The following is a 24,632-nucleotide window of genomic DNA, read 5'->3' on the forward strand; positions in this document are numbered from 1 at the left end:
GGGAGGCCCCTTCACCCGTACGAGTGAGCGATCAGCCGCGGTCGGGGACGCAGCGGCCGTCCTCGGTGCGGTACTTCCACCGGGCGCCGTCCCGGACGAGCTCCTTCACGGCGCCGACGAACCGCTCCACGTGCTCGTCGGGCGTACCGGCGCCGAAGCTCACCCGGATGGCGTTGAGGGACCGCTCGCCGGGCGCGGTCTCGGGGGCGCCGCACTCGCCCGGGTCCTGCGGGTCGCTGCCGAGCAGGGTGCGGACCAGCGGGTGGGCGCAGAAGAGGCCGTCGCGGACGCCGATGCCGTACTCGGCGGAGAGCGCGGCGGCGAAGTGGGAGCTGTTCCAGCCCTCCACGACGAAGGAGATGACGCCGACGCGGGGGGCGTCGTCGCCGAAGAGCGAGAGGACCCGGACCTCGGGAACCTCGGCGAGGCCCTCGCGGACCTTGGCGATCAGGTGGTTCTCGCGGGCGACGAGGGCGTCGAAGCCGGCCTCGGTGAGGGCCCTGCAGGCGGAGGCGATCGAGTAGACCCCGATGACGTTCGGGGAGCCGGCCTCGTGCCGGGCCGCGGTGGTGTGCCACTCCACGTCCACACCACCGTCGGCCCGACGCGCCACCTTGCGGGAGGCGCCGCCGCCCGCGAGGTAGGGCTGGGAGTCCTGGAGCCAGTCGGCGCGGCCCGCGAGGACGCCGGAGCCGAAGGGCGCGTACAGCTTGTGCCCGGAGAAGGCGATCCAGTCCACGTCCAGGTCGGTCACGGAGACCGGGTGGTGGGGCGCGAGCTGGGCGGCGTCGACCACGATCCGGGCGCCGTGGGCGTGCGCGGCGGCGGCCAGCTCCTTCACCGGCCACAGCTCGCCGGTGACGTTGGAGGCGCCGGTGACGCAGACCAGGGCGGGGCCGTAGGGGTCGCGGTCCGCCAGCGCCCGCTCCAGGGTCTCGACGGCCTGGGCCGGGGTGCGGGGCGCGTTGAGGTAGGTGACCCGGGCGTCGCGCCACGGCAGCAGGGAGGCGTGGTGCTCGGTCTCGAAGACGAAGACCTGGCAGTCCGCGGGGACCGCGGCGGCGAGCAGGTTGAGCGAGTCGGTGGTGGAGCGGGTGAAGACGACCTGGTCGCCGGGGCGGCAGTCGAGGAACTCGGCGACGGTGGCGCGGCTGTTCTCGAAGAGGTCGGTGGAGAGCTGGGAGAGGTAGCCGGCGCCGCGGTGGACGCTGCCGTAGTAGGGGGCGTACGCGGCGACGTCGTCCCAGACCCGCTGGAGGGCGGGGGCGCTGGCCGCGTAGTCGAGCGCCGCGTAGGTCACCTCGCCGCCGGTGACGAGCGGGACGGTCACGTCCCGGCCGAGGACGGGCAGCGGGGCGGCGCAGCAGGGGTCGGCGGACTCGGTGGCGGCGGTCTCGACGGTCTCGGCGGCGGTGGCGACGGCGGTGGCGACGGCGTTCGGGCGTGCGGACATGGCGGTATCTCCCGGCGGGCGGTGCGGAATGGCTTCGGTGAATCCCGTACGCGGCCGGGGACGGCGGGGTACGGGTGAGGCCTCGGAGGACGTGGGGGTACGCGGAAGGGACCCTGATCCGAGGGTGAAGAAGGGGCGGACTCGCCCTATCGCATTCGCTTGCTCACGGAAAAAGCTCCTCGAGAGACCAGGACCCCTGGTGTTCGAGGGGTCCGCGCTTGCCGTAGACCTCGCTGCCTACGGCCTGGTCATCACCCGGGGCACCCCGCCACGGACGGAGGGTTGCCGGACAGCAAGCCGGGGCCAAAACGCTGTCACTCGTGACCTGAAGAGCATCCTGCCACAGGAGCGCCGATGCGCAAGACCCCGGTCCGCATGCTGGACCGGGGTCGTACGGCGAAAGGCCGGAACGCTACGCGTTGCTGACGGAGATCCAGCGTTCCAGGGCCCGGCGGGCGGCGCCGGAGTCGATCGCCTCGGCGGCCTCCGCCATGCCGGCGCGGATCCGCTCCGTCAGGGCGCCCTCCCCCGGCGCGAGGGCCGCGAGGGCCGCCGCCGAGTTGAGCAGGACCGCGTCCCGCACCGGGCCGGTCTCCCCCGCGAGCAGCCGGCGCGCCACGTCGGCGTTGTACGAGGCGTCCGCGCCGCGCAGCGCCTCCACGGGCACGAGGTCGACGCCGACGTCCCGGGGGTCGAAGGCCTCCTCCCGCACCGCGCCGTCCCGGACCGCCCAGACCCGCGAGGTGGCCGTGGTGGTCAGCTCGTCGAGCCCGTCGTCGCCGCGGAAGACCAGGGCGGAGGAGCCGCGCTCGGCGAGCACCCCGGCGATGATCGGGGCCATCCGGGCGTCGGCGACGCCGGTCGCCTGGGCCCGGACGCGGGCCGGGTTGGTGAGCGGGCCGAGGAAGTTGAAGGTGGTGCGGATGCCGAGCTCCTTGCGGGCCGCGGCGACGTGCCGCAGCGCCGGGTGGAACTTCACCGCGAAGCAGAAGGTGATGCCCGCCTCCTCGGCGACCTCGGCGACCCGGCGCGGGGTCAGCTCCAGGTTGACGCCGAGCTTCTCCAGGACGTCGGAGGCGCCGGAGGCGGAGGAGGCCGCGCGGTTGCCGTGCTTGACGACCTTGGCGCCGGTGCCCGCGACCACGATCGCCGACATGGTGGAGATGTTGACGGTCTTGGCGCCGTCGCCGCCGGTGCCGACGATGTCGACGGAGGGGCCGGGCACCTCGATCGTGTTGGCGTGCTCGTACATCGTCCGGACGAGGCCGGCGATCTCCTCGACGGTCTCGCCCTTGGCGCGCAGGGCGACCGCGAAGCCGGCGATCTGCGCGTCGGTGGCCTCGCCGCGCAGGATGCGGTCCATGGCCCAGGCGGTGTCCTCGGCGCTCTGGTCGCGGCCGGACAGCAGGCCGTCCAGGACGACGGGCCAGGAGCGGCCCGCCGTGGTAGGTCCTCCAGCGGGGGTCGCAGCGCTCATGGCAGCTCCTGGGCGTCGTCGCATACGGATACGGGCCCACCCTATCGACCCCCGGGGACGGCGAAGAGCCCCGTCCATCGAATGGACGGGGCTCTCACCGTGGCGACTTCTGGGGAAGTCGGGAGGTTCGGGTGATCAGTGGTGGCCGTGGCCGCTCTGGATCTCCTTGTACTCCTCGACGGTGGGCTTGGCGATCTGGCTGTCGTCGCCGTAGTAGCCCTTGTTGAGCTTGACCCGCAGCTTCTCCACGGGGCCGATCTTCCGCTCGACGCCGTTCTCGTCGACGGCCGGCGGCAGCTCGGCGGGAGCGTACTGCTCGTGCGCCGTGAGGCGGTGCAGCTCGCCCTGGCTGAGCGGCTCGTGGACCTCGACGAACTCACCGTGCGGCAGGCGCTTGATGATGCCCGACTCGCGGCCGTGCAGCACCTTGTCCCGGTCGCGGCGCTGGAGGCCGAGGCAGATCCGCTTGGTGACGATGAACGCGATGACCGGACCGAGGAAGAAGAAGATCCGCACGAACCAGGTGATCGAGTTCAGCGACAGGTGGAAGTGGGTCGCCCAGAGGTCGTTTCCACCACCCACGAGCATGATCATGTACGCGGTGATCCAGGCGACGCCGAAGGCGGTGCGCGTCGGAGCGTTGCGCGGGCGCTGCGCGATGTGGTGCTCGCGCTTGTCGCCGGTGATCCAGGACTCGATGAACGGGTAGACCGCGATCGCGGCGAGCACCGCCGGGAAGATCGCCAGCGGGATCATCACGCCCAGGACCAGCGTGTGGCCCCAGAGGTTGATCTCCCAGCCCGGCATGACGCGGATCAGGCCCTCGGCGAAGCCCATGTACCAGTCGGGCTGGGCGCCGGTGGACACCTGGTCCGGGCGGTACGGGCCGAGCGCCCAGATCGGGTTGATCGAGGCGATCGCCGCGATGATCGCGATGACGCCGAAGACCAGGAAGAAGAAGCCTCCGGCCTTCGCCATGTACACGGGCAGCAGCGGCATGCCCACGACGTTCTTGTTCGTACGGCCGGGGCCCTCGAAGTGCGTGTGCTTGTGGACGAACACCAGGATGAGGTGGGCGACCATCAGGCCCAGCATGATGCCGGGCAGCAGCAGCACGTGCGCCGAGTAGAACCGGGCGACGAAGTCGCCGCCGGGGAACTCCCCGCCGAACAGGAACATCGAGAGGTACGTGCCGATGACCGGCACGGACAGGATCGCGCCCTGCATGAAGCGGACACCGGTGCCGGAGAGCAGGTCGTCCGGGAGCGAGTAACCGGTGAAGCCGGTGAACATGCCCAGGAAGAACAGCAGGAAGCCGAACAGCCAGTTGATCTCACGCGGCTTGCGGAACGCGCCGGTGAAGAAGACGCGCATCATGTGCACGAACATGCCGGCGAGGAAGATCAGCGCCGCCCAGTGGTGGATCTGCCGGATGAGCAGACCACCGCGCACCTCGAACGAGATGTGCATGGTCGAGTTGAACGCCTCGGACATCAGCTGTCCCTGGAGCGGGACGTACGGGCCCGCGTACTCCACCTCGTTCATCGACGGGTGGAAGAACAGCGTCAGGTAGACGCCCGTCAGGATGATGATGATGAAGCTGTAGAGGCAGATCTCGCCCAGCATGAAGGACCAGTGGTCCGGGAAGATCTTCCGCATGTTGGCCTTGGCCAGCGTGTAGATCCCCAGGCGGCCGTCGGCCCAGTCGGCGACCCGCTCACCGGCGGGCGCCTTCTTCTTGGTATCCGTCACGGTGCTCATCCGCGCTCCCAGAAGGCAGGACCGACGGGCTCGTCGAAGTCGCCGAGCGCCTCCAGGAAGCCCTTGTCGTTCACGCCGATCCGCAGCTGCGGAAGCGGGTGACCGGCCGGGCCGAAGATGACGCGGGCGCCGTCGGAGAGGTCGAAGGTGGACTGGTGGCACGGGCAGAGGACGTGGTGCGTCTGCTGCTCGTACAGGGAGATCGGGCAGCCCACGTGGGTGCAGATCTTCGAGAACGCGACGATGCCCTCGTGCGACCACTCGAGCTCGCGCTTGTCCTTGATGTCCTCCGGCTGGATCCGGACGATCATCAGGGCGGCCTTGGCGATCTCGGTCTGGAAGTCGTGGTCGTGCTCCGAGAGGCCCTCGGGCATCGCGAAGGTCAGCGAACCGACCGCGACGTCCTCGGGACGCAGCGGCTCGTGCGTGTTCATGTTGATGAGCTGAAGACCCTTGGCCCACATCGTGGTCCGGAGCTTCTTCTCGGGCAGCGGGCCCATGTCGCGCAGCAGGACGATGCCGGAGAGCGGTACGAGCGACAGCGCGCCGAACATCGTGTTGCGGATGAGCTTGCGGCGGCCCATGCCGGACTCGGCGGCACCGGCCGCGAAGTCCGCCATGACCTTCGCCTTGACCTCGGGCGACGCCTCGATCGGGTGACGCTCGTCGGCGACCTCGACGTCGGACATCAGGGTGCGGGCCCAGTGGACCGCGCCCGCGCCGATGAAGAAGAGGGCCGCGCCGAGGGTCAGACCCAGGGCGAAGTTGAGCGCGGACACCCGGCCGAAGGGCCAGATGTACACGATCTTGTCGACCGGGAAGATCACGTACGAGGCGATGAAGCCGACGGTGGCCAGCATCGACAGCGTGAACATGAAGGCGACCGCGCGCTCGGACCGACGGGCGGCCCGCTCGTCGATGTCCTGGATGCGGGGCTTGTGGGGCGGGAGGCCCGGGTCGGCGAACGGGTCGTCGGCGACCTTCACCGCGCCGTGCGCGGTGTCCTGCCCTGCCGGCAGGTTCTCTTCTGGAATCTCTTGGCTACTCATGACTTCTTGGCCTTAGCGGTGTGGGCCGCGACCCAGATGGCAACTGCGATCAGCGTGCCCAGGCCGAAGATCCAGCCGAACAGACCCTCGCTGACGGGGCCGAGGCCACCGAGCGAGAGACCGCCCGGGCTGTCGGCCTTCTCGCCGTTGACCGCCTGGACGTACGCGATGATGTCCTTCTTCTCCTTCTCCGGCATGGTCGTGTCCGGGAAGGAGGGCATGTTCTGCGGGCCGGTCTGCATGGCCTCGTAGAGGTGCTTCGGGCTCACGCCTTCGAGGCTCGGGGCGTACTTGCCGTGGGTCAGCGCGCCACCCTCACCGGTGAAGTTGTGGCACTGGGCACAGTTGGTGCGGAACAGCTCGCCACCCTTGGCGGCGTCGGCGCCCGCGGGGTCGTACTGCTTCTCGGTCGGCGTGATCGGGCCGGCGCCGAGGGAGGCCACGTACGCGGCGAGCCGGTCGATCTCGGCCTGCGAGTAGATGTTCTTCTTCTTCGGGACCTGGGCGCCCGGCTGCTGGGCCGGCATGCGGCCCGTGGCGACCTGGAAGTCCACGGCGGCCGAACCGACGCCGACGAGGGACGGGCCGTCAGAGGTGCCCTGACCGCCGGTTCCGTGGCAGCTGGCGCAGCCGACGGAGTAGAGCTTCTTCCCCTCCTCGATGGCGAGGGACTGGGCGGTCTCGTCGGCCTTCGCCGTGCCCGCGGGCGCGAACGCGGCGTACAGGCCCCCCGTGGCCGCCAGCGCGAGAAGTAGGACGACGACCGCCGCCAGCGGATGGCGTCGTCGTGCGGAGAGCTTTTTCACGGATTACCCCGGTGTCAGGATCTTCTGCGTCGGTGCTTGCTGGATGTCTCGGTCCGCCGTGTCGGCGGAACCGATTACTTGATCATGTAGATCGTGGCGAAGAGGCCGATCCAGACGACATCGACGAAGTGCCAGTAGTAGGACACGACGATGGCGGCGGTTGCCTGCTCGTGGGTGAACCTCTTGGCGGCGTACGTCCGGCCCAGGACCAGCAGGAAGGCGATGAGACCGCCCGTCACGTGCAGGCCGTGGAAGCCGGTGGTCAGGTAGAACACGGAGCCGTAGGGCCCGGACGAGAGCGACATGCCCGCGTCCTTGACCAGCTCGGTGTACTCGAAGACCTGGCCGCCGATGAAGATCGAACCCATCACGAACGTGATGATGAACCACGTCCGGAGCTTCTTCACGTCGCCCCGCTCCGCGGCGAACACGCCGAGCTGACAGGTGAGGGAGGAGAGCACCAGGATCGTGGTGTTGGTCGCCGAGAACGGGAAGGCCAGATGTTCTGCCTGGGCCTTCCAGTAATCGGCACCCGTCACCGATCGCAGGGTGAAGTACATCGCGAAGAGGGCCGCGAAGAACATCAGCTCGGAGCTCAACCAGATGATGGTTCCGACGCTGGTGAGGTTCGGTCGATTGACCGACGGGTGCGCGTGCCCTGTTTCTACTGTCGTTACTGTCGCCACGACCGACATTATGTCGGTCGCTTATCCCGCCCTCACTCCGGGGGGTGCCGTTCGGAGTGTCAGGGGGGTGTGTCCAGCCCGAACGGCCCAGCGCGGAGCCCCCGGGAGACCCTTCGAACAGGTGTTGAACGGGTGTTGACGGGCAGTGGACCGGAGTAGCATCCGCCGCGTCGGACGACGACCTTCCCACGGACTTCCCCACGGAGGAACGATGCAGTCGAGTGCCACGGTCCTGGTCTACAGCGACGACGCGAACACGCGCGCGCAGGTGCGTCTGGCGGCCGGACGCAGGCCCGCGGCCGACGTTCCCCCGGTCGAGTTCGTGGAGTGCGCCACCCTTCCCGCGGTCCTCGCGCGCCTGGACGAGGGCGGGATCGACGTCTGCGTCCTGGACGGCGAGGCCGCGCCGGCGGGCGGCATGGGGGTCTGCCGGCAGATCAAGGACGAGGTCTTCCGCTGCCCGCCGGTGCTGCTGCTCATCGGACGCCCGCAGGACGCCTGGCTGGCCACCTGGAGCCGCGCGGACGCCGCGGTCACCCTTCCGGTGGAACCGGTCGAGTTCGCGGCGTCCCTGGCCTCCCTGCTGCGCTCGCGCCTCTCGCTCGACGCGTAAGCGGGACACTCGCTAGAGGGAGGGCCGCAGGCGGGCCTGTTCGGTGGAGACCACCGGTTCACCGGCGGTCTCCGTCAGGGCGCTGCCCTCGCGCCACTTCTCCCAGGACAGGTTCCAGTCGCCGAAGCCGTTGCCGAAGCCCTCCATCGTGTCGCCGTCGCTGTTGACGGTCTGCACGAGGTCGCCGGCGCGGACGGTCTTGAAGAACCAGGCCGCGTTCTCCATCGACATGCCGACGCAGCCGTGGCTGACGTTCGCCACGCCCTGGGAACCGACGGACCAGGGCGCGGCGTGCACGTACTCGCCGCTCCAGGTCACCCGGGTGGCGTAGTACACGGGCAGGTCGTACGACTCGGAGCTGCCCTCCGCGATGCCCACGGTGGTGCCCCGCATCCGGACGTAGTACTCCTTGCCGAGCACCACCTTGACCCCGTTGCGGGTGTCGAAGCCGGGCTTGCCGGTGGTCACCGGAATGGTGTTGATCACTTCTCCGTTGCGCTTCACCGTCATCCGGTGCGTCCCGGCGTCCGCGACGGCCTCGATCCGGTCGCCGATGGTGAGCTCCAGCGGCTCGGACGCGCCGCCGTAGAGCTTGTCGCCGACCTTGATGCCGTCCAGATTGCCGCTGACCGTGACGCGCGCGCCGGCGGGCCAGTACTCCTTCGGGCGGAAGTGCAGCTTCTTGTCGTCCACCCAGTACCAGGCGCCCTCGACGGCGGGGGTGGAGCGGACCTTGAGGGCCCGCTCGACGATCGCGCGGGAGGCCCGGTCCTTCACGGGGAGGCTGAGGTCGGCGGTGACCGGCTGTCCGACGCCGTACGTGCCCGCCTCCGGGCCGAAGGTCGCGGTCAGGGCCCGCTTCGCCGGGGCCGTCTCGAACGTGAACGTACGGGCGCCGGGGGCGCCGTCCCCGTTCTCCGTGGCCACCCGGACCGTGTAGCGGGCGCCGGCCACCAGGGTGGCCGTGGAGCGCCAGCGCCGTCCGTCCGCGGTGAGCTCGCCCGCCAGGTGGCGCCCTGAGGCGTCGACGGCGGTGACGTCGGTGATCCGGCCCTCGTCGCCCTTGGCGGTGATCTCCAGGGGCTTCTCGGGGTCCGCCTTGACCCCGCCGGCGGGGGCGCTGACGGCGAGCTGGTCCGCCGCGTCGTACGCCTTCACCTTCGACGGGCGGTCGTCCGCTCCGGAGCACGCGGCGCTGCCCGCGGTGACGGTCACGGCCAACAGGGTGCAGCTCAGAACAGTCCGAATGCGCGGCGTGTCGTTCATGACCTCACCGTAAGAACAACACTCGGAGGGGGCGCGCCGAGTGCGGCAAAAGAGGGGCCCGGGCACTTCGGTGACGAAGTGCCCGGGCCCCTCGGTGTGCTCCGGTGCGGAGCGGGGTACCGCTACTGGTTCTGGTTCTCGCCGCGGTAGAACTCGAAGACCCAGCCGAACAGGCCGACGAGGATCAGCGGGGCGGAGAAGTAAAGGATCCACCAGCCCATCGCGACGCCGAGGAAGGCGAGCGCGCCGCCGATGCCGAGCGAGAGCGGCTGCCAGCTGTGCGGGGCGAAGAAGCCCAGCTCACCGGCCTCGTCCGCGACGTCGGCCTCCTTGTCGTCCTGGGCCATGGCGTCGACGCGCTTGGCCGTGAAGGCCAGGTAGTAGCCGATCATGATGGCCAGGCCGAAGGCCAGGAAGAGCGCCGTCGTGCCGACCGGCTCCTTGGACCAGACGCCGTACAGGATCGCCATGGCGAGGATGAAGACGCTCAGCCAGATGAACATCTTGCCCTGGATCTTCACTTGCCGGCCTCCTTGCTGCCCGTGAGGGCCTCGGCCTCGTGCGGCTTGTTCTCGAGCTGGTCGAGAGCGGCGATCTCAGGGTGGTGCAGGTCGAACGCCGGCGATTCCGAGCGGATCCGCGGCAGGGTGAGGAAGTTGTGCCGCGGCGGCGGGCAGGACGTCGCCCATTCGAGCGAACGGCCGTAGCCCCACGGGTCGTCGACCTCGATCTTCTTGCCGTACTTGGCGGTCTTCCAGACGTTGTAGAAGAACGGCAGGATCGACAGGCCGAGCAGGAAGGAGGAGATCGTCGAGATCGTGTTCAGGGCGGTGAAGCCGTCGGCGTTCAGGTAGTCCGCGTAACGACGCGGCATGCCCTCGGCACCGAGCCAGTGCTGCACCAGGAAGGTGCCGTGGAAGCCGATGAACAGCGTCCAGAACGTCATCTTGCCGAGCCGCTCGTCCAGCATCTTGCCGGTGAACTTCGGCCACCAGAAGTGGAAGCCGGCGAACATCGCGAAGACGACGGTGCCGAAGACCACGTAGTGGAAGTGCGCCACGACGAAGTACGAGTCGGAGACGTGGAAGTCCATCGGCGGCGAGGCCAGGATGACACCGGTCAGACCACCGAAGGTGAAGGTGATCAGGAAGCCGATCGTCCACAGCATCGGTGTCTCGAAGGACAGCGAGCCCTTCCACATCGTTCCGATCCAGTTGAAGAACTTCACGCCGGTCGGTACGGCGATGAGGAACGTCATGAAGGAGAAGAACGGGAGGAGCACGCCGCCGGTGACGTACATGTGGTGGGCCCACACGGTCACGGACAGACCGGCGATCGCGATCGTCGCGGCCACCAGGCCGATGTAGCCGAACATCGGCTTGCGGCTGAAGACCGGGATGATCTCGGAGACGATGCCGAAGAACGGCAGGGCGATGATGTACACCTCTGGGTGTCCGAAGAACCAGAAGAGGTGTTGCCAGAGCAGGGCTCCGCCGTTGGCCGCGTCGAAGACGTGGGCACCGAACTTGCGGTCCGCCTCCAGGGCGAACAGCGCGGCCGCCAGGACCGGGAAGGCGAGCAGGACCAGGACACCGGTCAGCAGCACGTTCCAGGTGAAGATCGGCATGCGGAACATCGTCATGCCCGGAGCGCGCATGCAGATGATCGTGGTGATGAAGTTGACCGAGCCGAGGATCGTGCCGAAGCCGGAGAAGGCCAGACCCATGATCCACATGTCGGCGCCGACGCCCGGCGAGCGGACGGCGTCCGACAGCGGGGAGTAGGCGAACCAGCCGAAGTCGGCCGCACCCTGCGGGGTGAGGAAGCCGGCCACCGCGATGATCGAGCCGAAGAGGTACAGCCAGTAGGCGAACATGTTCAGCCGCGGGAACGCCACGTCGGGCGCGCCGATCTGCAGCGGCATGATCCAGTTGGCGAATCCGGCGAACAGCGGCGTCGCGAACATCAGCAGCATGATCGTGCCGTGCATCGTGAACGCCTGGTTGAACTGCTCGTTCGACATGATCTGCGTACCCGGACGGGCCAGCTCGGCGCGCATGAAGAGCGCCATCAGGCCGCCGATGCAGAAGAAGGCGAACGACGTGACCAGGTACATCGTCCCGATCGTCTTGTGGTCGGTGGTGGTCAGCCACTTCACCACGACATTGCCGGGCTGCTTGCGACGCGGCGGAACCTCGTTCTCGTAAGGCTCCTCAGCCTCAGCCGCACCCCGGGGTTCGTTGAGGATACTCACAGTACCTTCTTCTCCGCGTTCCTGGCCGGTTCCGTCTGCTCGATGCCAGACGGGATGTAGCCGGTCTGCCCCTTCTCGGCCAGCTCCTTCAGGTGCTGCTGGTAGCGCTCCGGGGAGACCACCTTGACGTTGAAGAGCATCCGGGAATGGTCCACACCGCACAGCTCGGCGCACTTGCCGAGGAAGGTGCCCTCCTTGGTCGGGGTGACCTCGAAGGCGTTCGGGTGACCCGGGATGACGTCCTGCTTCATGAGGAAGGGGACCACCCAGAAGGAGTGGATGACGTCGCGGGAGGTCAGGACGAACCGGACCTTCTCACCCAGGGGCAACCAAAGGGTCGGGCCCGGGTTGCCGGTCTGGGGGTTCCGGTCACCCGGGATGCCGGCGTCGTAGACGCCGCCCGCGTTGTCCGGGAACTGGACCTTGTACCGTTCCGGCACGCTTTCCAGGTTCTTGTCCGTCTTGGCGTCGCCCTTCACGCCGGGCACGTTCTCGATGTAGTTGAAGCCCCAGCTCCACTGGTAGCCGACCACGTTGACCGTGTGGGTGGGCTTGCTGGAGAGCTTGAGGAGCTCGGACTCGTCGCGCGCGGTGAAGTAGAAGAGCACCGAGACGATGATGAGGGGGGTGACCGTGTACAGCGCCTCGATGGGCATGTTGTAACGGGTCTGCGGAGGTACCTCGACCTTGGTGCGGGTGCGCCGGTGGAAGATGACCGACCACAGGATCAGTCCCCACACCAGCACACCGGTGACGAGGGCGGCCGCCCACGAACCCTGCCAGAGGGAGAGGATCCGGGGAGCCTCCTCCGTGACGGGGGTGGGCATACCAAGGCGGGGGAAGTCTTCCCAGTTGTACGAGCAGCCGGTGGCTGTCGTCAGGATCAGGCCCGCAGTCAGCACCTGCGGCAGCTTCCGCCGCATCGGGCGCCGCGACGAGCGGTCGGAGCCGTTGGGACTCACGTAGCGCCTTCCCGAGAGTCTCGGCCCGCGTTGGTCGGCCACGGCCGTCCGTCTCGCTGGTCGGTCGCCGCCCCGTGCCGCGGGCAGGGGTTTGGATGTTTATGCGGACCAAACCCTACTGGACGCTATTTGGGGTCGCGCGGGGAGGGTGCCCAACGCGCCGTCCGACTCCCCGAAGGGGTGGAGTCCGGGGTTCCGGAGGGGGGTCCGGCGCACCCGTCCAGTGGCCTGACGGCGGACCGGACGGGTGTTCTGACGAGGGCTCACGGGGGTCCGCGAGGAGAAAGGGGGGGGGAGCGGGGCGGGAGGCCGGAGAAAAGCCGGGCGGGCGGGGGCGGGCCGGGGTGGGCGGGGCGGGTGGTCCCGGCGCGTTCTACCGTGGGCGGATGCCGTACTTCGACGCCGCGTCCGCCGCCCCGCTGCACCCCGTCGCCCGTCAGGCGCTGCTCGCCTCCCTGGACGAGGGCTGGGCCGATCCGGCCCGGCTCTACCGGGAGGGGCGGCGGGCCCGGCTGCTGCTCGACGCGGCGCGGGAGGCCGCGGCGGAGGCGGTGGGCTGCCGCCCCGACGAGCTCGTGTTCACTCCTTCGGGGACGCGCGCGGTTCACGCGGGGGTCTCCGGCGCGCTCGCGGGCCGCCGGCGCGCCGGGAACCGGCTCGTGGTGTCGGCGGTCGAGCACTCCTCCGTCCTGCACGCGGCCGAGACGCACGCGGCGGCGGGCGGGACCGTGACCGAGGTGCCGGTGGACCGGTCGGGGGCGGTGGACGCGGCGGTCTTCGCGGCGGCCCTCGACACGGGGACGGCCCTGGCGTGCCTCCAGTCGGCCAACCACGAGGTGGGGACCGGGCAGCCGGTGGCCGAGGTGGCCGAGGCCTGCCGGGGGCTCGGCGTGCCGCTGCTCGTGGACGCGGCCCAGTCGCTCGGCTGGGGTCCGGTGGAGGGCGGCTGGTCGCTGCTCACGGCGAGCGCGCACAAGTGGGGCGGTCCGGCGGGGGTGGGGCTGCTCGCCGTGCGGAAGGGGGTGCGGTTCGCCCCGCAAGGGCCCTCGGACGAGCGGGAGTCGGGCCGGGCGCCGGGCTTCGAGAACCTGCCGGCGATCGTGGCGGCGGCGGCCTCGCTGCGGGCGGTCCGGGCGGAGGCCGCGGCCGAGGGGGCGCGCCTGCGGGCCCTGGTGGACCGGATCCGGGCGCGGGTGCCGGAGCTGGTGCCGGACGTGGAGGTGGTGGGCGACCCGGTGCGCCGGCTCCCCCACCTCGTCACCTTCTCCTGTCTCTATGTCGACGGGGAGACGCTGCTGCACGAGCTGGACCGGGAGGGTTTCTCCGTTTCGTCCGGTTCGTCGTGTACGAGTTCCACGCTGACGCCCAGCCACGTGCTGCGTGCGATGGGGGTGCTGAGCGAGGGGAACGTCCGGGTGTCCCTGCCGGCCGGCACCGCGGCGGAGGACGTGGACCGCTTCCTCGACGTGCTGCCGGGGGTGGTGGCGGGGGTGCGGGAGCGGCTCGGCGTCCCGGCCGCCCCGGCCGCGGCCCCGGCGGCCGGCCCCGGCTCCCTGGTCGTGGACGCGCTGGGACGGCGCTGCCCGATCCCGGTGATCGAGCTGGCGAAGGTGATCGGCGACGTGCCGGTGGGCGGCACGGTGACGGTCCTCGCGGACGACGAGGCGGCGCGCCTGGACATCCCGGCGTGGTGCGAGATGCGGGGCCAGGAGTACGTGGGCGAGGGGGACCCGCCGGAGGGCGGCCGGGCGTACGTGGTGCGGCGGGTGTCCTGACCGCGCGGGCCCGGGGCGTCCCGGGCCCGGCGGGGGCGGGCGTCAGACCAGGTGGGCGTGGACCTCGGCGGCGGCCTCGTCGCCGTACGCCTTGGTGAAGCGCTCCATGAAGTTGACGCGGCCCAGGGTGTACTCCTGGGTGCCCAGGGTCTCGATGACGAGCGTGGCCAGCATGCAGCCGACCTGCGCGGCGCGCTCGTGGCCGACGCCCCAGGCCAGACCGGTGAGGAAGCCGGCCCGGAAGGCGTCGCCGACGCCGGTCGGGTCGACCTTGGCCGTCTCCTCGGGGCAGCCGACCTCGATCGGGTCCTCGCCGGTCCGCTCGATGCGCACGCCGCGCGAGCCGAGGGTGGTGACGCGGTGGCCGACGCGGGAGAGGATCTCCGCGTCGGTCCAGCCCGTCTTGGACTCGATGAGGCCCTTCTCGTACTCGTTGGAGAAGAGGTAGGTGGCGCCGTCGAGGAGGGTGCGGATCTCCCGGCCGTCCATGCGCGCGATCTGCTGCGAGAAGTCCGCGGCGAAGGGGAGGGAGCGGGTCCGGCACTCCTCGGTGTGGCGGAGCATCGCCTCGGGGTCGTCTGCGCCGATCAGGACCAGGTCGAGGCCGCCCACGCGGTCGGCGACGGCCTTGAGCTCGATCAGGCGGGCCTCGCTCATCGCACCCGTGTAGAAGGAGCCGATCTGGTTGTGGTCCCGGTCCGTGGTGCAGACGAAGCGGGCGGTGTGCAGGACCTCGGAGATGCGGACCGAGCCGGTGTCGACGCCGTGCCGGTCGAGCCAGGCCCGGTACTCGTCGAAGTCGAAGCCCGCCGCGCCCACCAGGACCGGTCGGCTGCCGAGCTGTCCCATGCCGAAGCAGATGTTGGCGGCGACGCCTCCCCGGCGCACGTCCAGGTTGTCCACGAGGAAGGAGAGGGAGACCGTGTGCAGCTGGTCGGCCACGAGCTGGTCGGCGAACCGGCCGGGGAAGGTCATGAGGTGGTCGGTGGCGATGGAGCCGGTGACTGCGATACGCACGGCGGGCGCTCCTGCGGGAAGGCGGTAATGACAGTTCACGCTACCCGCTGGGGGCGGCCCTGCCGAACAGTGGAAACTACCCCAGAGTAGGCCTTTTCTCCGCGGGCTCGTGGTGCGTACGGTGCGCCCATGAGTCTCTACCCCGCTCCCCGCGAGCGACACGAGTCCGAGATGAGTCTCGCCCAGCTGCGCGGCGACGGCGCCCGGATGGCCCCGCACTGGGTGGCCCCGGAGGCGCCGGAGTCCGCCCCGGTCTCCCCCGCCCTGATCAACGGGGTCGTCGTGCCGGCCGCCTCGGCCCGGCTGATCGACGCCACCGCCGAGTACGGCGGCTGACGGAACCGTCCGGGCGTCCGCTCCGTCCCACCGGTGTCTTCCACAGGACACCAAGGGCCGAAGGAGCTGAGCCGTGAGCGGTACGGAGAACGGTCGGAGGCGGCGGACGCTGCTCACCGCCTCGGTGGCGGCGGGCGTGCTGCTCGCCGGGGGCGGTGGGGTGTACCTCGCCACCGCGGCGTCCGGCGACGGCGGCGGCGCGGACGGCGCGAGCCGGTCCGCGGACGCGGCCGGTCCCCCGTCGCCCCTGCGTCCGGGGGGCGGCGACGGCGGTACGGACGGGGGTCCCGGGATCGCGCCGGGCGAGCCCGATCCGGGCGGCGGTCCGCGCGGGACCGTCTACAAAGCCAAGGGCCCACTCCCCCAGGGGCCCTCCTCGGCCGCGGTCCACCGGCCGGAGGGCCTGGTCACCTCGGCGGAGGTGACCAGGCTGGCCGACGCGCTCGGCGTCTCCGGGCGTCCCGTCCTGGCGAACGACGTCTGGTCGATCGCGCCCGAGAAGGACGGTTCGGGGCCGCGCCTCGACGTGGCGCGCAAGGCGCCGGGGAACTGGACGTACTCCTGGTACGACGGCGGGCCGGTCGGCGACACCTGCCTCAAGGGCAAGGCGTGTCCGCCCCCGGGCGAGGCGAAGACCCCGCGCGGCGGTTCGCCGGTGAGCGAGGCGGCGGCGAGGGCGGCGGCCGCTCCCGTCCTGAAGGCGCTCGGCCAGGACGACGCGAAGGTGACGGCCGGGCAGGTGATGAACGGGTCCGTGCGGGTGGTCAACGCCGAGCCGGTGGTGGGCGGCCTGCCGACCTACGGCTGGTCGACGGGGCTGCACGTCGAGCCGGACGGCCGGATCTCCGGCGGGAGCGGGATGCTCGACGAGCCGGCCGAGGGCGCCTCGTACCCCGTGGTGGGGGCGGCGAAGGCCCTCGCCGAGCTGAACGAGGACTCGAAGGGCACGGGCCCGGTCGGCATCGGCGGCTGCGCCACGCCCGTCCCGAACGGGGAACGGCCGGGCGCGGAGGAGGCCCCGGGCGCCGGGAAGCCGGGCACGGAGGAGGTTCCGGGCGCCGGGAAGCCCACGGGCGGTGCGGTGGTGCCCTGCGGGACGGCCTCGGACTCGGCCCCGCCGGTCGAGGTGCCGGTGACGGGCGCGGTGTTCGGCCTCGCGGCGCAGGACGTGGCCGGTGAGCGGCTGCTCGTACCGGCGTGGCTGTTCACGGCGGACCCGGCGGACGCGGCGCCGTACACGGTGGTGCGCACGGCGGTCGAGGACCGGCGGTCGGCTCCGCCGGTGACGACCCCGCCGCCGGCCGGCGAGGGCACGGCGCCGGCCCGGCAGGTCCAGTCGTACAGGACCGGGGACGACGGGCGGAAGCTGACGGTCGCCTTCTGGGGCGGGGTGTGCAGCACGTACACGGTCACGGCGGAGGAGACCCCGGAGCGGGTCGCCCTGCGGATCGAGGAGTCCCCGACCGAGCCGGGCCGGATGTGCGTGGCCATGGCGGTGGAGGTCGTGAAGACGGTGGACCTGGACGCCCCGCTCGGCTCGCGGCCGGTGGTGGACGCGGCGAGCGGCGAGACGGTGCCGCGCCGCTGACGTCCCCGGACGCGCGTGAGGGCGGGCCCCGGAATCTCTTCCGGGGCCCGCCCTCACTCACGCGTACGACTCGGCCCTAGCTGAACGAGTCACCGCAGGCGCAGGAACCCGTGGCGTTCGGGTTGTCGATGGTGAAGCCCTGCTTCTCGATGGTGTCGACGAAGTCGATCGACGCACCGCCGAGGTACGGGGCGCTCATGCGGTCGGTGACGACCTTGACGCCGTCGAAGTCCTTCACGACGTCGCCGTCGAGCGAACGCTCGTCGAAGAACAGCTGGTAACGCAGGCCGGAGCAGCCGCCGGGCTGAACGGCGACGCGCAGGGCCAGGTCCTCGCGGCCTTCCTGGTCGAGGAGGGCCTTGACCTTGGCCGCGGCGGCGTCGGACAGGAGGATGCCGTCGCTGACAGTGGTCTTCTCGTCCGATACGGACATCTGCTTCTCTCCCGGTGTGTACGGAGACTGCTTGCCGACGGTGGAAACCGACGGTGCCCCGGATTCATTCCGGGCCGAGTGGGTTTTTCCTCCTTTCATGCTCGCACACCCTGTCCACACCCGTGGAAGGCGAACTCGTCACATCGACACTATGGACATCGTCAACATGACGTGAAGGGGCTATCATAGATAGCGTCATTTAGACGAAAAGGTTCCCCGAAGAAAGGGTGCGTGCTGTGACCACGGCCCATCCCCGTCATGAGCTCGACGTTCAGCCGACGCCGCTCGCCCTCCTCCTGCTCGGCCGCGAGGCCGACCCGAAGAGCGAGCGCGGCGTGGAGTGCCCCGGCGACCTGCCGTCGCCCTCCGACCCCGACCTCGTGGAACGCGCCCGCGCGGCCAAGGAGAAGCTCGGGGACAAGGTCTTCGTGCTCGGCCACCACTACCAGCGCGACGAGGTCATCCAGTTCGCCGACGTGACCGGCGACTCCTTCAAGCTCGCGCGCGACGCGGCCGCCAGGCCGGAGGCGGAGTACATCGTCTTCTGCGGCGTGCACTTCATGGCGGAGTCGGCCGACATCCTCACCGGCGACGACCAGAAGGTCGTCCTGCCCGACCTCGCGGCCGGCTGCTCGATGGCCGACATGGCCACCGCCGAGCAGGTCGCCGAGTGCTGGGACGTGCTGACCGAGGCCGGGATCGCCGAGCAGGTCGTGCCCGTCTCGTACATGAACTCCTCGGCCGACATCAAGGCCTTCACCGGCAAGCACGGGGGCACGATCTGCACCTCGTCCAACGCCGAGCGGGCCCTGAACTGGGCCTTCGAGCAGGGCGAGAAGGTGCTGTTCCTGCCGGACCAGCACCTGGGCCGCAACACCGCCGTCCGCGACATGGGCATGTCCCTGGACGACTGCGTCCTCTACAACCCGCACAAGCCGAACGGCGGCCTGACCGTCGAGGAGCTGCGCGCCGCCAAGATGATCCTGTGGCGGGGCCACTGCTCGGTGCACGGCCGGTTCTCGCTGGAGTCGGTCGAGGACGTGCGGGCCCGCATCCCCGGCGTGAACGTGCTGGTCCACCCCGAGTGCCGGCACGAGGTCGTCGCCGCCGCCGACCACGTGGGCTCGACCGAGTACATCATCAACACCCTGGAGGCGGCCCCGGCCGGTTCCAAGTGGGCGATCGGCACGGAGCTGAACCTCGTGCGGCGCCTGGCGAACCGGTACGCCGACCAGGGCAAGGAGATCGTCTTCCTCGACAAGACGGTCTGCTTCTGCTCGACCATGAACCGCATCGACCTGCCGCACCTGGTGTGGGCCCTGGAGTCCCTGGCCGAGGGCAAGCTCGTCAACCGGATCCAGGTCGACGAGGAGACGGAGAGCTTCGCGAAGCTGGCCCTGGAGCGGATGCTGGCACTGCCGTAACGATTCACCCCGTACGTACGCCGAAGGGCGCCCCGCGACACGAGCGGGGCGCCCTTCGTGCGTACCGGGCTCAGTCCAGGAGGTCCAGCAGGGTCGCGTCCAGCGGCGAGACGTCCGGCTGCTCCGGGTCGTGCGCCACGGCGTCGTCCTTCCCCTTCCTCTTCGCCGCCTTCCGCTTCGCGCGGCGCTCCTTGCGGAGCTCCACCATCGCGTAGAGCGTCGGGACGAGGAGCAGGGTCAGCAGCGTCGAGGTGATCAGGCCGCCGATCACCACCACCGCCAGTGGCTGGGCGATGAAGCCGCCCTCGCCGGTGATGCCGAGGGCCATCGGCAGCAGGGCGAAGATCGTCGCCAGGGCGGTCATCAGGATCGGGCGGAGCCGGTGCCGGCCGCCCTCGACCACCGCTTCGACGACGCCGAGGCCCCGCTCGCGGTACTGGTTGATCAGGTCGATCAGGACGATCGCGTTGGTGACGACGATGCCGATGAGCATCAGCATGCCGATCATCGCCGGGACGCCCATCGCCGTGTCGGTGGCCACGAGCAGACCGATCGCGCCCGTCGCCGCGAACGGGATCGAGACCAGCAGGATCAGCGGCTGGATCAGCGACCGGAAGGTCGCGACGAGCAGCATGAAGACGATCGCGACGGCCGCGAGCATCGCCAGGGCCATCTTGATCCCGGTCTCCTGCAGGTCCTCGCTGACGCCGCCGACGGTGGCGGTGGCACCCGCCGGCAGGTCGAGTCCGCCGATCTCCTTCCGGAGGGCGTCGCTCACCGCCCCGGTGTCGTCGCCGACCGGCTTGCCCGTGATCGTCGCGGCGCGGGCGCCGTCGATCCGGGTCATGGAGACCGGGCCGGGGACCAGCTCGACGGTGGCGACGTCGCCGAGCCGCACCGGGCCGAGGGGCAGCGCCCTCAGCCCGTCCAGGGTCGTGGCGGGCCTCGCCGAGGTGATGAGGACGTCCCGCTCGCTGCCGTCGAGGGTCGCCCTGGCGGCCGGGGTGCCCCGGACGGCCTGGGCGACGACCATGCCGAGCGAGGCGGAGTCGAAGCCGGCGTCGGCCGCGGCGGGCTTCGCCGTGACGGAGACGCGCGGGACGGACTGCGAGAGGTCGCTCTGGACGCCGGTGACGCCGTCGAGTCCGGCGACCGCGGTCCGGACCTGCTCGGCGGCCTTCGCGAGCACCTCCGGGTCGGCCGCCTTGACGACCACGCTCAGGTCCTGGCCGCCGAAGCCGTCGCCGGCCGCGAGGGTGGCGTCGCCGATCCCGTCGAGACCGGCGAGCCCCTTCTCCAGGGCGTCCCGCGTCTTCTCGTACGAGGCGGACTCCTCCAGGCTGACCTGGTACGAGGCCTGGTTGGCGCCGGTGCCGCCGCCGAAGGCCGCCATGAAGCCGGACGAGCCGACGGTGACCTGGTAGTCCTTGACGCCCTTGGTCTCCGCGAGGAGCCTCTCGACCTTCTTCGCGGCCTCGTCGGAGGCGCTCAGGGAGCTGCCGGGCGCCAGCTTCTGCTTGATGCTCAGGACCTTCTGGTCGCCCTGCTCGAAGAAGCTCGTCTTCAGGAGCGGGGTCATGCCGAGGGTGACGGCCAGGACGGCGAGCGCGATGCCCAGGCTCGCGAACCGGCGCCGGGTCGCGAACCGCAGGACCGGCACGTACAGGCGCTGGAGGCGGCTCCTCTCCTCCGCCTCCTCGGCCTTCCTGCGGGCCTCGGCCAGGTCCTCCGGCGTGCCCTGGGGAGCACGCAGGAACCAGTACGAGAGGACCGGGACGACGGTCAGGGAGACGAGCAGGGAGGCGAGCAGGGCCGCCGTGACCGTCAGCGAGAAGGGGCTGAACATCTCGCCGACGATGCCGCCGACCAGGCCGATCGGCAGGAAGACGGCGACGGTGGTGAGGGTGGAGGAGGTGACGGCGCCGGCCACCTCTCGGACGGCGGTGAGGATCGCCTCCCGGCGCTCCTCACCGTAGCCGAGGTGGCGCTTGATGTTCTCCAGGACCACGATCGAGTCGTCGACGACCCGGCCGACGGCGATGGTGAGCGCGCCGAGCGTCAGCATGTTGAGCGAGAGGTCGCGGGTCCACAGCACGAGGAGGGCGAGGACGACCGAGAGCGGGATGGAGACCGCGGTCACCAGGGTCGAGCGGACCGAGGTGAGGAAGACCAGGATCACCAGGACGGCCATGACGAGGCCGAGGGCGCCCTCGGTGGTGAGGCCGGAGACGGCGTCGGCGACGGCCGGGCCCTGGTCGGAGACGACGGTGAGCCCGGCGCCCGCGCCGAGGTCGCGGCGCAGGTCCGGCAGCTTCTCCGCGACGGCGTCGGAGATCGCGACGGCGCTGCCGTCCTTGTCCATGGTGACCGTGACGGCGAGGCTGGGCCTGCCGTCGGTGCGGGTCAGGGAGGTGCGCGGGGACTCCTCCTGGCGGACGGTGGCCACGTCGCCGAGGCGGACGGCCTTCTTCCTGCCGGGGGCGGCCGACGGGATGCGCAGGTCCTCGATCTGCCGCAGGGAGGTGTAGCCGCCGCCGACCTGGATCGTGCGGCTCCTGCCGTCCTCGGTGAAGGAGCCGGCGGGCGTCGTGCCGCCGCCGGAGCGCAGGGCCTCGGCGAGCTTCATGGTGCTGAGTCCGGCCCCGGCGAGCTTCCGCTCGTCGGGGGTGACGGAGACCTGGAGGTCCTGGACGCCGCTGACGGAGACCCGGCCGACGCCGTCGATGTCCTGGAGGGCGGGCACGACGGTCCGGTCGAGGAGGTCCGCGAGTGCCTGCGGGTCCCTGTCGGAGGAGGCGGCGAGGACGACGGTCGGGATGTCGTCCGTCGAGCCGGCCACGACCTGCGGGTCGACCGTGTCGGGCAGCTGGGCGCGGGCGCGGTTCACGGCCTGCTGGACATCGGCGACGAGCTGCTTCGTCGACTCGTCGCCGTAGTCGAAGGAGGCCATGACGAGGGCCGTGCCCTCGGAGGCCGTGGAGGTGACCGACGTGAGGCCGTCGACGCCCTTCAGGCTGTTCTCCAGGGGTTCGACGACCTGCTTCTCGACCACGTCGGGAGAGGCGCCCTGGTACGGGGCGAGGACCGAGACCACGGGCAGCTCGATCGAGGGCAGGAGCTGCTGCTTGAGCTGCGGGATCGCTATCGCCCCGAACACGATCGCGACGAGCGACGTCAGCCCGATCAGGGCCCGTTGCGCGAGGCTGAATCTGGACAGCCAGGACATGGGATGGGGTCTCTCTTCCGTGGCGTACGCGTCGGCGGTCGGGGGCGTCCCGTCCCGGCCTTCGACCGGCCCGGGACGCCCCCGTCCCTACGATCGGCCATCCGCCGCCGGAAGTCCTCGGCCCCCGGGTGCACTTCTTTACGCCGCGCATACCGCGTTGGGAGTACACCCGCGCTCCGGGTCACTCCGTCCTCGGGCGCACCAGTCCCGACTCGTAGGCGGTGACCACGAGCTGGGCCCGGTCGCGGGCGCCGAGCTTGGCCATGGTCCGGTTGACGTGGGTCTTCACGGTGAGCGGGCTGACGTCGAGCCGCCGGCCGATCTCGTCGTTGGACAGGCCGCCCGCGACGAGGACGAGGACCTCGCGCTCGCGGGCGGTGAGCGCGGCGAGGCGTTCGGAGCGGACCCGGCCCTCCTCGCCCGCGGCGCCCGCGCCGTCGTCCCGGGGGCCCTGGGCGAGGAAGGTGGCGATCAGGCCCTTGGTGGCGGCCGGGGAGAGCAGCGCCTCGCCGGCGTGGGCGATGCGGATCGCGCCGAGCAGCTCCTCCGGCTCGGCGCCCTTGCCGAGGAAGCCGGAGGCCCCGGCGCGCAGCGACTGCACGACGTACTCGTCGACCTCGAAGGTGGTGAGCATGACGATCCGTACGCCGGAGAGGCCGGGGTCGGCGGTGATCGCGCGGGTGGCGGCGAGGCCGTCCGTGCCCGGCATGCGGATGTCCATCAGGACGACGTCGGGCCGCTCGGTACGGGCCAGCTCGACGGCCCGGGCGCCGTCGGGGGCCTCGCCGACGACCTCCATGTCGGGCTCGGAGTCGACCAGGATCCGGAAGGCGCTGCGCAGCAGGGCCTGGTCGTCGGCGAGCAGCACCCGGATGGTCACGCGTCCTCCCCCTCGTCCCCTCCTGTGCGGGGGACCACGGGCAGTATCGCCTGTACACGAAATCCGCCGCCGTAGCGGGGTGCGGCGGTCAGGGTGCCGCCGAGCGCGCCGACCCGCTCGCGCATGCCGAGCAGCCCGTGGCCGCCGGCGGGGTCCCCGGCCGGGGCGGCCGGGGGCGTGCCGTCGTCGAGGACGGTGATCTCGACCGTGCGGCCCACCCGTACGACGCTGACCTCGGCCCGCGCGTCGGGCCCGGCGTGCTTGCGCACGTTGGTCAGGGCCTCCTGCACGATCCGGTACGCGGCCAGGTCGACGGCGGCGGGCAGCGGCCCGTCTCCGTCGGCGCGGGCCAGGGCGACCGGGAGGCCGGCCTTGCGGAAGCTGTCGAGCAGCCCGTCGAGGACGGCGAGGCCGGGGGCGGGCTCGGTGGGTGCCTCCGGGTCGCCGGACTGGCGCAGCAGGCCGACGGTGGCGCGCAGCTCGTCGAGGGCGGAGCGACCGGCCTCGCGGACGTGCGCGAGGGCCTCCTTGGCCTGGTCGGGGCGCTTCTCCATGAGGTGGGCGGCGACTCCGGCCTGGACGTTGACCAGGGCGATGTGGTGGGCGACGACGTCGTGGAGGTCGCGGGCGATCCGCAGCCGCTCCTCCGCGACCCGGCGTCCGGCCTCCTCCTCGCGGGTGCGCTCGGCGCGTTCGGCGCGCTCCCGGATCGCGTCGACGAAGGCCCGCCGGCTGCGGACGGCGTCCCCGGCGGCGGCCGCCATGCCGGTCCAGGCGAAGACGCCGAGGTTCTCCTGCGCGTACCAGGGGGTCGGGCCGAAGACCATGGCCGCGGCGGTGAGGACCGTCATGGTGGCGAGGCCGACCCGCCAGGTGGTAGGCCGGTCGGTGCGCGCGGCGACCGTGAAGAGCGCGACGACGACGCTCATGGAGATGGGGGCGGGCCGGTTGTCGTCGACCAGCTCGACGAGGGTGACCGCCGCGGTGAAGCAGAGCACGGCGAAGGGCTCGCGCCGGCGCAGCACGAGGGCGACGGCCCCGGCGACCATGAGCAGCACGCTGTACGCGTCGGGCGCGCGGTCGCCGAAGGTGGGCCCGTTCGGGCTGCCGTGCGGGTCGGTGAAGGACCCGGCGATCATGCAGACGAGCACGCCGAACGCGAGCGTCGCGTCGAAGGCGAGCGGATGCGTCCGGAACCAGTCGACGAACCGCCGGGGTGAGAGGACGCCGACGGCGGATCCGGTGGAAGTCACGGGAGGCAACGGTACGGGGCGGAGGCGTCCGACCGGGGCAGGGCTACCCGGCGGGGGCTGTCGGTACCGGCCGGGGTCGTCCGCCTCCGAGACCGGGCGGGGCGGCTGCGGACGGCACGGGAGCCGCGACCGGCGCCGGTGCCCGGGCCTGGTCCGGGGCCCGGGCCTGGTCCGGTGCCCGGGCCGGTGGTGGCCGGGGCGGGGCGCGGCCCCGCGTCGGCGCGGGCCGGGTGCGGCCGGGCGCCGGGCCGGTTCCGGCAGCGCGAAGGTCCCGCCCCCTAGGCCGTGTCTGACAAATGATCACCTTGCGGGTTCGCGATGCCACGAGATCGGCAAGAGAGGCTCTTGGCGAGCTAGTCTGACGATCATGGCG

At 71.2% G+C, this 24,632-nt stretch carries 20 protein-coding genes and 1 riboswitch; of the genes, 5 read left to right on the forward strand and 15 right to left on the reverse strand.

The genetic code is table 11. The features are described from left to right. Nucleotides 1-31: 31 nt before the first annotated feature. The 6 genes from ACFY7E_RS17195 to ACFY7E_RS17220 form a co-directional block, all read right to left on the reverse strand. The gene (locus ACFY7E_RS17195) at nucleotides 32-1,453 is read right to left on the reverse strand and encodes an aminotransferase class V-fold PLP-dependent enzyme (protein WP_389485585.1); all 1,422 of its coding nucleotides are present in this window, start codon (nucleotides 1,451-1,453) and stop codon (nucleotides 32-34) included. Between the two features lie 209 nt (nucleotides 1,454-1,662). Further along, nucleotides 1,663-1,779, reverse strand: a riboswitch (SAM riboswitch). 86 nt (nucleotides 1,780-1,865) lie between these two features. After that, entirely contained in the window at nucleotides 1,866-2,930 is a 1,065-nt protein-coding gene (trpD, locus tag ACFY7E_RS17200; RefSeq protein ID WP_389485587.1) for an anthranilate phosphoribosyltransferase, read from the reverse strand. A gap of 135 nt (nucleotides 2,931-3,065) precedes the next feature. Then, on the reverse strand, nucleotides 3,066-4,691 hold the full coding sequence (locus ACFY7E_RS17205) for a cytochrome bc complex cytochrome b subunit (protein WP_389485589.1): 1,626 nt from the start codon (nucleotides 4,689-4,691) through the stop codon (nucleotides 3,066-3,068). Continuing rightward, entirely contained in the window at nucleotides 4,688-5,740 is a 1,053-nt protein-coding gene (locus ACFY7E_RS17210) for a Rieske 2Fe-2S domain-containing protein (protein WP_389485591.1), read from the reverse strand. Before ACFY7E_RS17210 ends, ACFY7E_RS17205 begins: the two co-directional genes overlap by 4 nt. Beyond that, a complete protein-coding gene (locus tag ACFY7E_RS17215; RefSeq protein WP_383443127.1) occupies nucleotides 5,737-6,546 on the reverse strand; it encodes a c-type cytochrome in 810 nt (269 codons plus the stop codon). The genes ACFY7E_RS17210 and ACFY7E_RS17215 overlap by 4 nt, the downstream gene beginning before the upstream one ends. A gap of 74 nt (nucleotides 6,547-6,620) precedes the next feature. Beyond that, nucleotides 6,621-7,241, reverse strand: a complete 621-nt coding sequence (locus ACFY7E_RS17220) for a heme-copper oxidase subunit III (protein WP_383443124.1) — start codon at nucleotides 7,239-7,241, stop codon at nucleotides 6,621-6,623. Nucleotides 7,242-7,443: 202 nt separating this feature from the next. On the opposite strand from ACFY7E_RS17220, the gene ACFY7E_RS17225 reads away from it, so the two are divergent. Then, a complete protein-coding gene (locus ACFY7E_RS17225; protein ID WP_383443122.1) occupies nucleotides 7,444-7,845 on the forward strand; it encodes a hypothetical protein in 402 nt (133 codons plus the stop codon). 12 nt (nucleotides 7,846-7,857) lie between these two features. Here the strand turns inward: ACFY7E_RS17225 and ACFY7E_RS17230 are convergent, their stop codons facing one another. The 4 genes from ACFY7E_RS17230 to coxB form a co-directional block, all read right to left on the reverse strand. Continuing rightward, nucleotides 7,858-9,111, reverse strand: coding sequence for an Ig-like domain-containing protein (locus ACFY7E_RS17230; RefSeq protein WP_389485594.1), 1,254 nt, complete (start codon nucleotides 9,109-9,111; stop codon nucleotides 7,858-7,860). Between the two features lie 122 nt (nucleotides 9,112-9,233). Then, nucleotides 9,234-9,632 carry a cytochrome c oxidase subunit 4 gene (locus tag ACFY7E_RS17235; RefSeq protein ID WP_125658260.1) on the reverse strand — a complete coding sequence of 133 codons (399 nt, stop codon included), beginning with the start codon at nucleotides 9,630-9,632 and terminating at the stop codon, nucleotides 9,234-9,236. Then, nucleotides 9,629-11,365, reverse strand: a complete 1,737-nt coding sequence (gene ctaD / locus ACFY7E_RS17240) for a cytochrome c oxidase subunit I (RefSeq protein ID WP_389485596.1) — start codon at nucleotides 11,363-11,365, stop codon at nucleotides 9,629-9,631. The genes ACFY7E_RS17235 and ctaD overlap by 4 nt, the downstream gene beginning before the upstream one ends. After that, entirely contained in the window at nucleotides 11,362-12,327 is a 966-nt protein-coding gene (gene coxB, locus ACFY7E_RS17245; protein WP_389485598.1) for a cytochrome c oxidase subunit II, read from the reverse strand. The genes ctaD and coxB overlap by 4 nt, the downstream gene beginning before the upstream one ends. 386 nt (nucleotides 12,328-12,713) lie before the next feature. On the opposite strand from coxB, the gene ACFY7E_RS17250 reads away from it, so the two are divergent. After that, the gene (locus ACFY7E_RS17250) at nucleotides 12,714-14,102 is read left to right on the forward strand and encodes a cysteine desulfurase/sulfurtransferase TusA family protein (protein ID WP_389485601.1); all 1,389 of its coding nucleotides are present in this window, start codon (nucleotides 12,714-12,716) and stop codon (nucleotides 14,100-14,102) included. 42 nt (nucleotides 14,103-14,144) lie between these two features. Here the strand turns inward: ACFY7E_RS17250 and ACFY7E_RS17255 are convergent, their stop codons facing one another. Continuing rightward, nucleotides 14,145-15,119, reverse strand: coding sequence for a carbohydrate kinase family protein (locus ACFY7E_RS17255; RefSeq protein ID WP_389485604.1), 975 nt, complete (start codon nucleotides 15,117-15,119; stop codon nucleotides 14,145-14,147). Nucleotides 15,120-15,248: 129 nt separating this feature from the next. On the opposite strand from ACFY7E_RS17255, the gene ACFY7E_RS17260 reads away from it, so the two are divergent. Beyond that, the gene (locus tag ACFY7E_RS17260) at nucleotides 15,249-15,455 is read left to right on the forward strand and encodes a hypothetical protein (RefSeq protein ID WP_383443104.1); all 207 of its coding nucleotides are present in this window, start codon (nucleotides 15,249-15,251) and stop codon (nucleotides 15,453-15,455) included. A gap of 73 nt (nucleotides 15,456-15,528) precedes the next feature. After that, a complete protein-coding gene (locus ACFY7E_RS17265) occupies nucleotides 15,529-17,043 on the forward strand; it encodes a hypothetical protein (protein WP_389485607.1) in 1,515 nt (504 codons plus the stop codon). Between the two features lie 76 nt (nucleotides 17,044-17,119). On the opposite strand, the gene ACFY7E_RS17270 is transcribed toward ACFY7E_RS17265, so the two are convergent. Beyond that, complete coding sequence (locus ACFY7E_RS17270) at nucleotides 17,120-17,476, reverse strand: iron-sulfur cluster assembly accessory protein (protein WP_015033024.1); 357 nt, start codon at nucleotides 17,474-17,476, stop codon at nucleotides 17,120-17,122. Between the two features lie 236 nt (nucleotides 17,477-17,712). Between ACFY7E_RS17270 and nadA the strand changes: the two genes are divergently transcribed. Beyond that, nucleotides 17,713-18,900 (forward strand): quinolinate synthase NadA, encoded by a 1,188-nt coding sequence (nadA, locus tag ACFY7E_RS17275; protein ID WP_389485610.1) that lies wholly within the window; start codon nucleotides 17,713-17,715, stop codon nucleotides 18,898-18,900. A gap of 70 nt (nucleotides 18,901-18,970) precedes the next feature. On the opposite strand, the gene ACFY7E_RS17280 is transcribed toward nadA, so the two are convergent. The 3 genes from ACFY7E_RS17280 to ACFY7E_RS17290 all read right to left on the reverse strand — a co-directional run bounded on the left by ACFY7E_RS17280 (nucleotide 18,971) and on the right by ACFY7E_RS17290 (nucleotide 24,259). Further along, nucleotides 18,971-22,126: an efflux RND transporter permease subunit gene (locus ACFY7E_RS17280; RefSeq protein ID WP_389485612.1), complete on the reverse strand. Its 3,156-nt coding sequence runs from the start codon at nucleotides 22,124-22,126 to the stop codon at nucleotides 18,971-18,973. Nucleotides 22,127-22,307: 181 nt separating this feature from the next. Beyond that, the gene (locus tag ACFY7E_RS17285; RefSeq protein ID WP_389485614.1) at nucleotides 22,308-23,006 is read right to left on the reverse strand and encodes a response regulator; all 699 of its coding nucleotides are present in this window, start codon (nucleotides 23,004-23,006) and stop codon (nucleotides 22,308-22,310) included. Next, nucleotides 23,003-24,259, reverse strand: a complete 1,257-nt coding sequence (locus ACFY7E_RS17290) for a sensor histidine kinase (protein WP_389485616.1) — start codon at nucleotides 24,257-24,259, stop codon at nucleotides 23,003-23,005. Before ACFY7E_RS17290 ends, ACFY7E_RS17285 begins: the two co-directional genes overlap by 4 nt. Nucleotides 24,260-24,632: the final 373 nt, after the last annotated feature.

Source organism: Streptomyces sp. NPDC012825 (assembly GCF_042900925.1).
In the GTDB taxonomy this organism is placed as follows: domain Bacteria; phylum Actinomycetota; class Actinomycetes; order Streptomycetales; family Streptomycetaceae; genus Streptomyces.

Coding starts and splice junctions, on each gene's coding strand:
- ACFY7E_RS17195 (WP_389485585.1), bottom strand. CDS start 1,453: ATGTCCGCACGCCCGAACGCCGTCGCCACCGCCGTCGCCACCGCCGCC.
- trpD (WP_389485587.1), bottom strand. CDS start 2,930: ATGAGCGCTGCGACCCCCGCTGGAGGACCTACCACGGCGGGCCGCTCC.
- ACFY7E_RS17205 (WP_389485589.1), bottom strand. CDS start 4,691: ATGAGCACCGTGACGGATACCAAGAAGAAGGCGCCCGCCGGTGAGCGG.
- ACFY7E_RS17210 (WP_389485591.1), bottom strand. CDS start 5,740: ATGAGTAGCCAAGAGATTCCAGAAGAGAACCTGCCGGCAGGGCAGGAC.
- ACFY7E_RS17220 (WP_383443124.1), bottom strand. CDS start 7,241: ATGTCGGTCGTGGCGACAGTAACGACAGTAGAAACAGGGCACGCGCAC.
- ACFY7E_RS17225 (WP_383443122.1), top strand. CDS start 7,444: ATGCAGTCGAGTGCCACGGTCCTGGTCTACAGCGACGACGCGAACACG.
- ACFY7E_RS17230 (WP_389485594.1), bottom strand. CDS start 9,111: ATGAACGACACGCCGCGCATTCGGACTGTTCTGAGCTGCACCCTGTTG.
- ACFY7E_RS17250 (WP_389485601.1), top strand. CDS start 12,714: ATGCCGTACTTCGACGCCGCGTCCGCCGCCCCGCTGCACCCCGTCGCC.
- ACFY7E_RS17260 (WP_383443104.1), top strand. CDS start 15,249: ATGAGTCTCTACCCCGCTCCCCGCGAGCGACACGAGTCCGAGATGAGT.
- ACFY7E_RS17270 (WP_015033024.1), bottom strand. CDS start 17,476: ATGTCCGTATCGGACGAGAAGACCACTGTCAGCGACGGCATCCTCCTG.
- ACFY7E_RS17280 (WP_389485612.1), bottom strand. CDS start 22,126: ATGTCCTGGCTGTCCAGATTCAGCCTCGCGCAACGGGCCCTGATCGGG.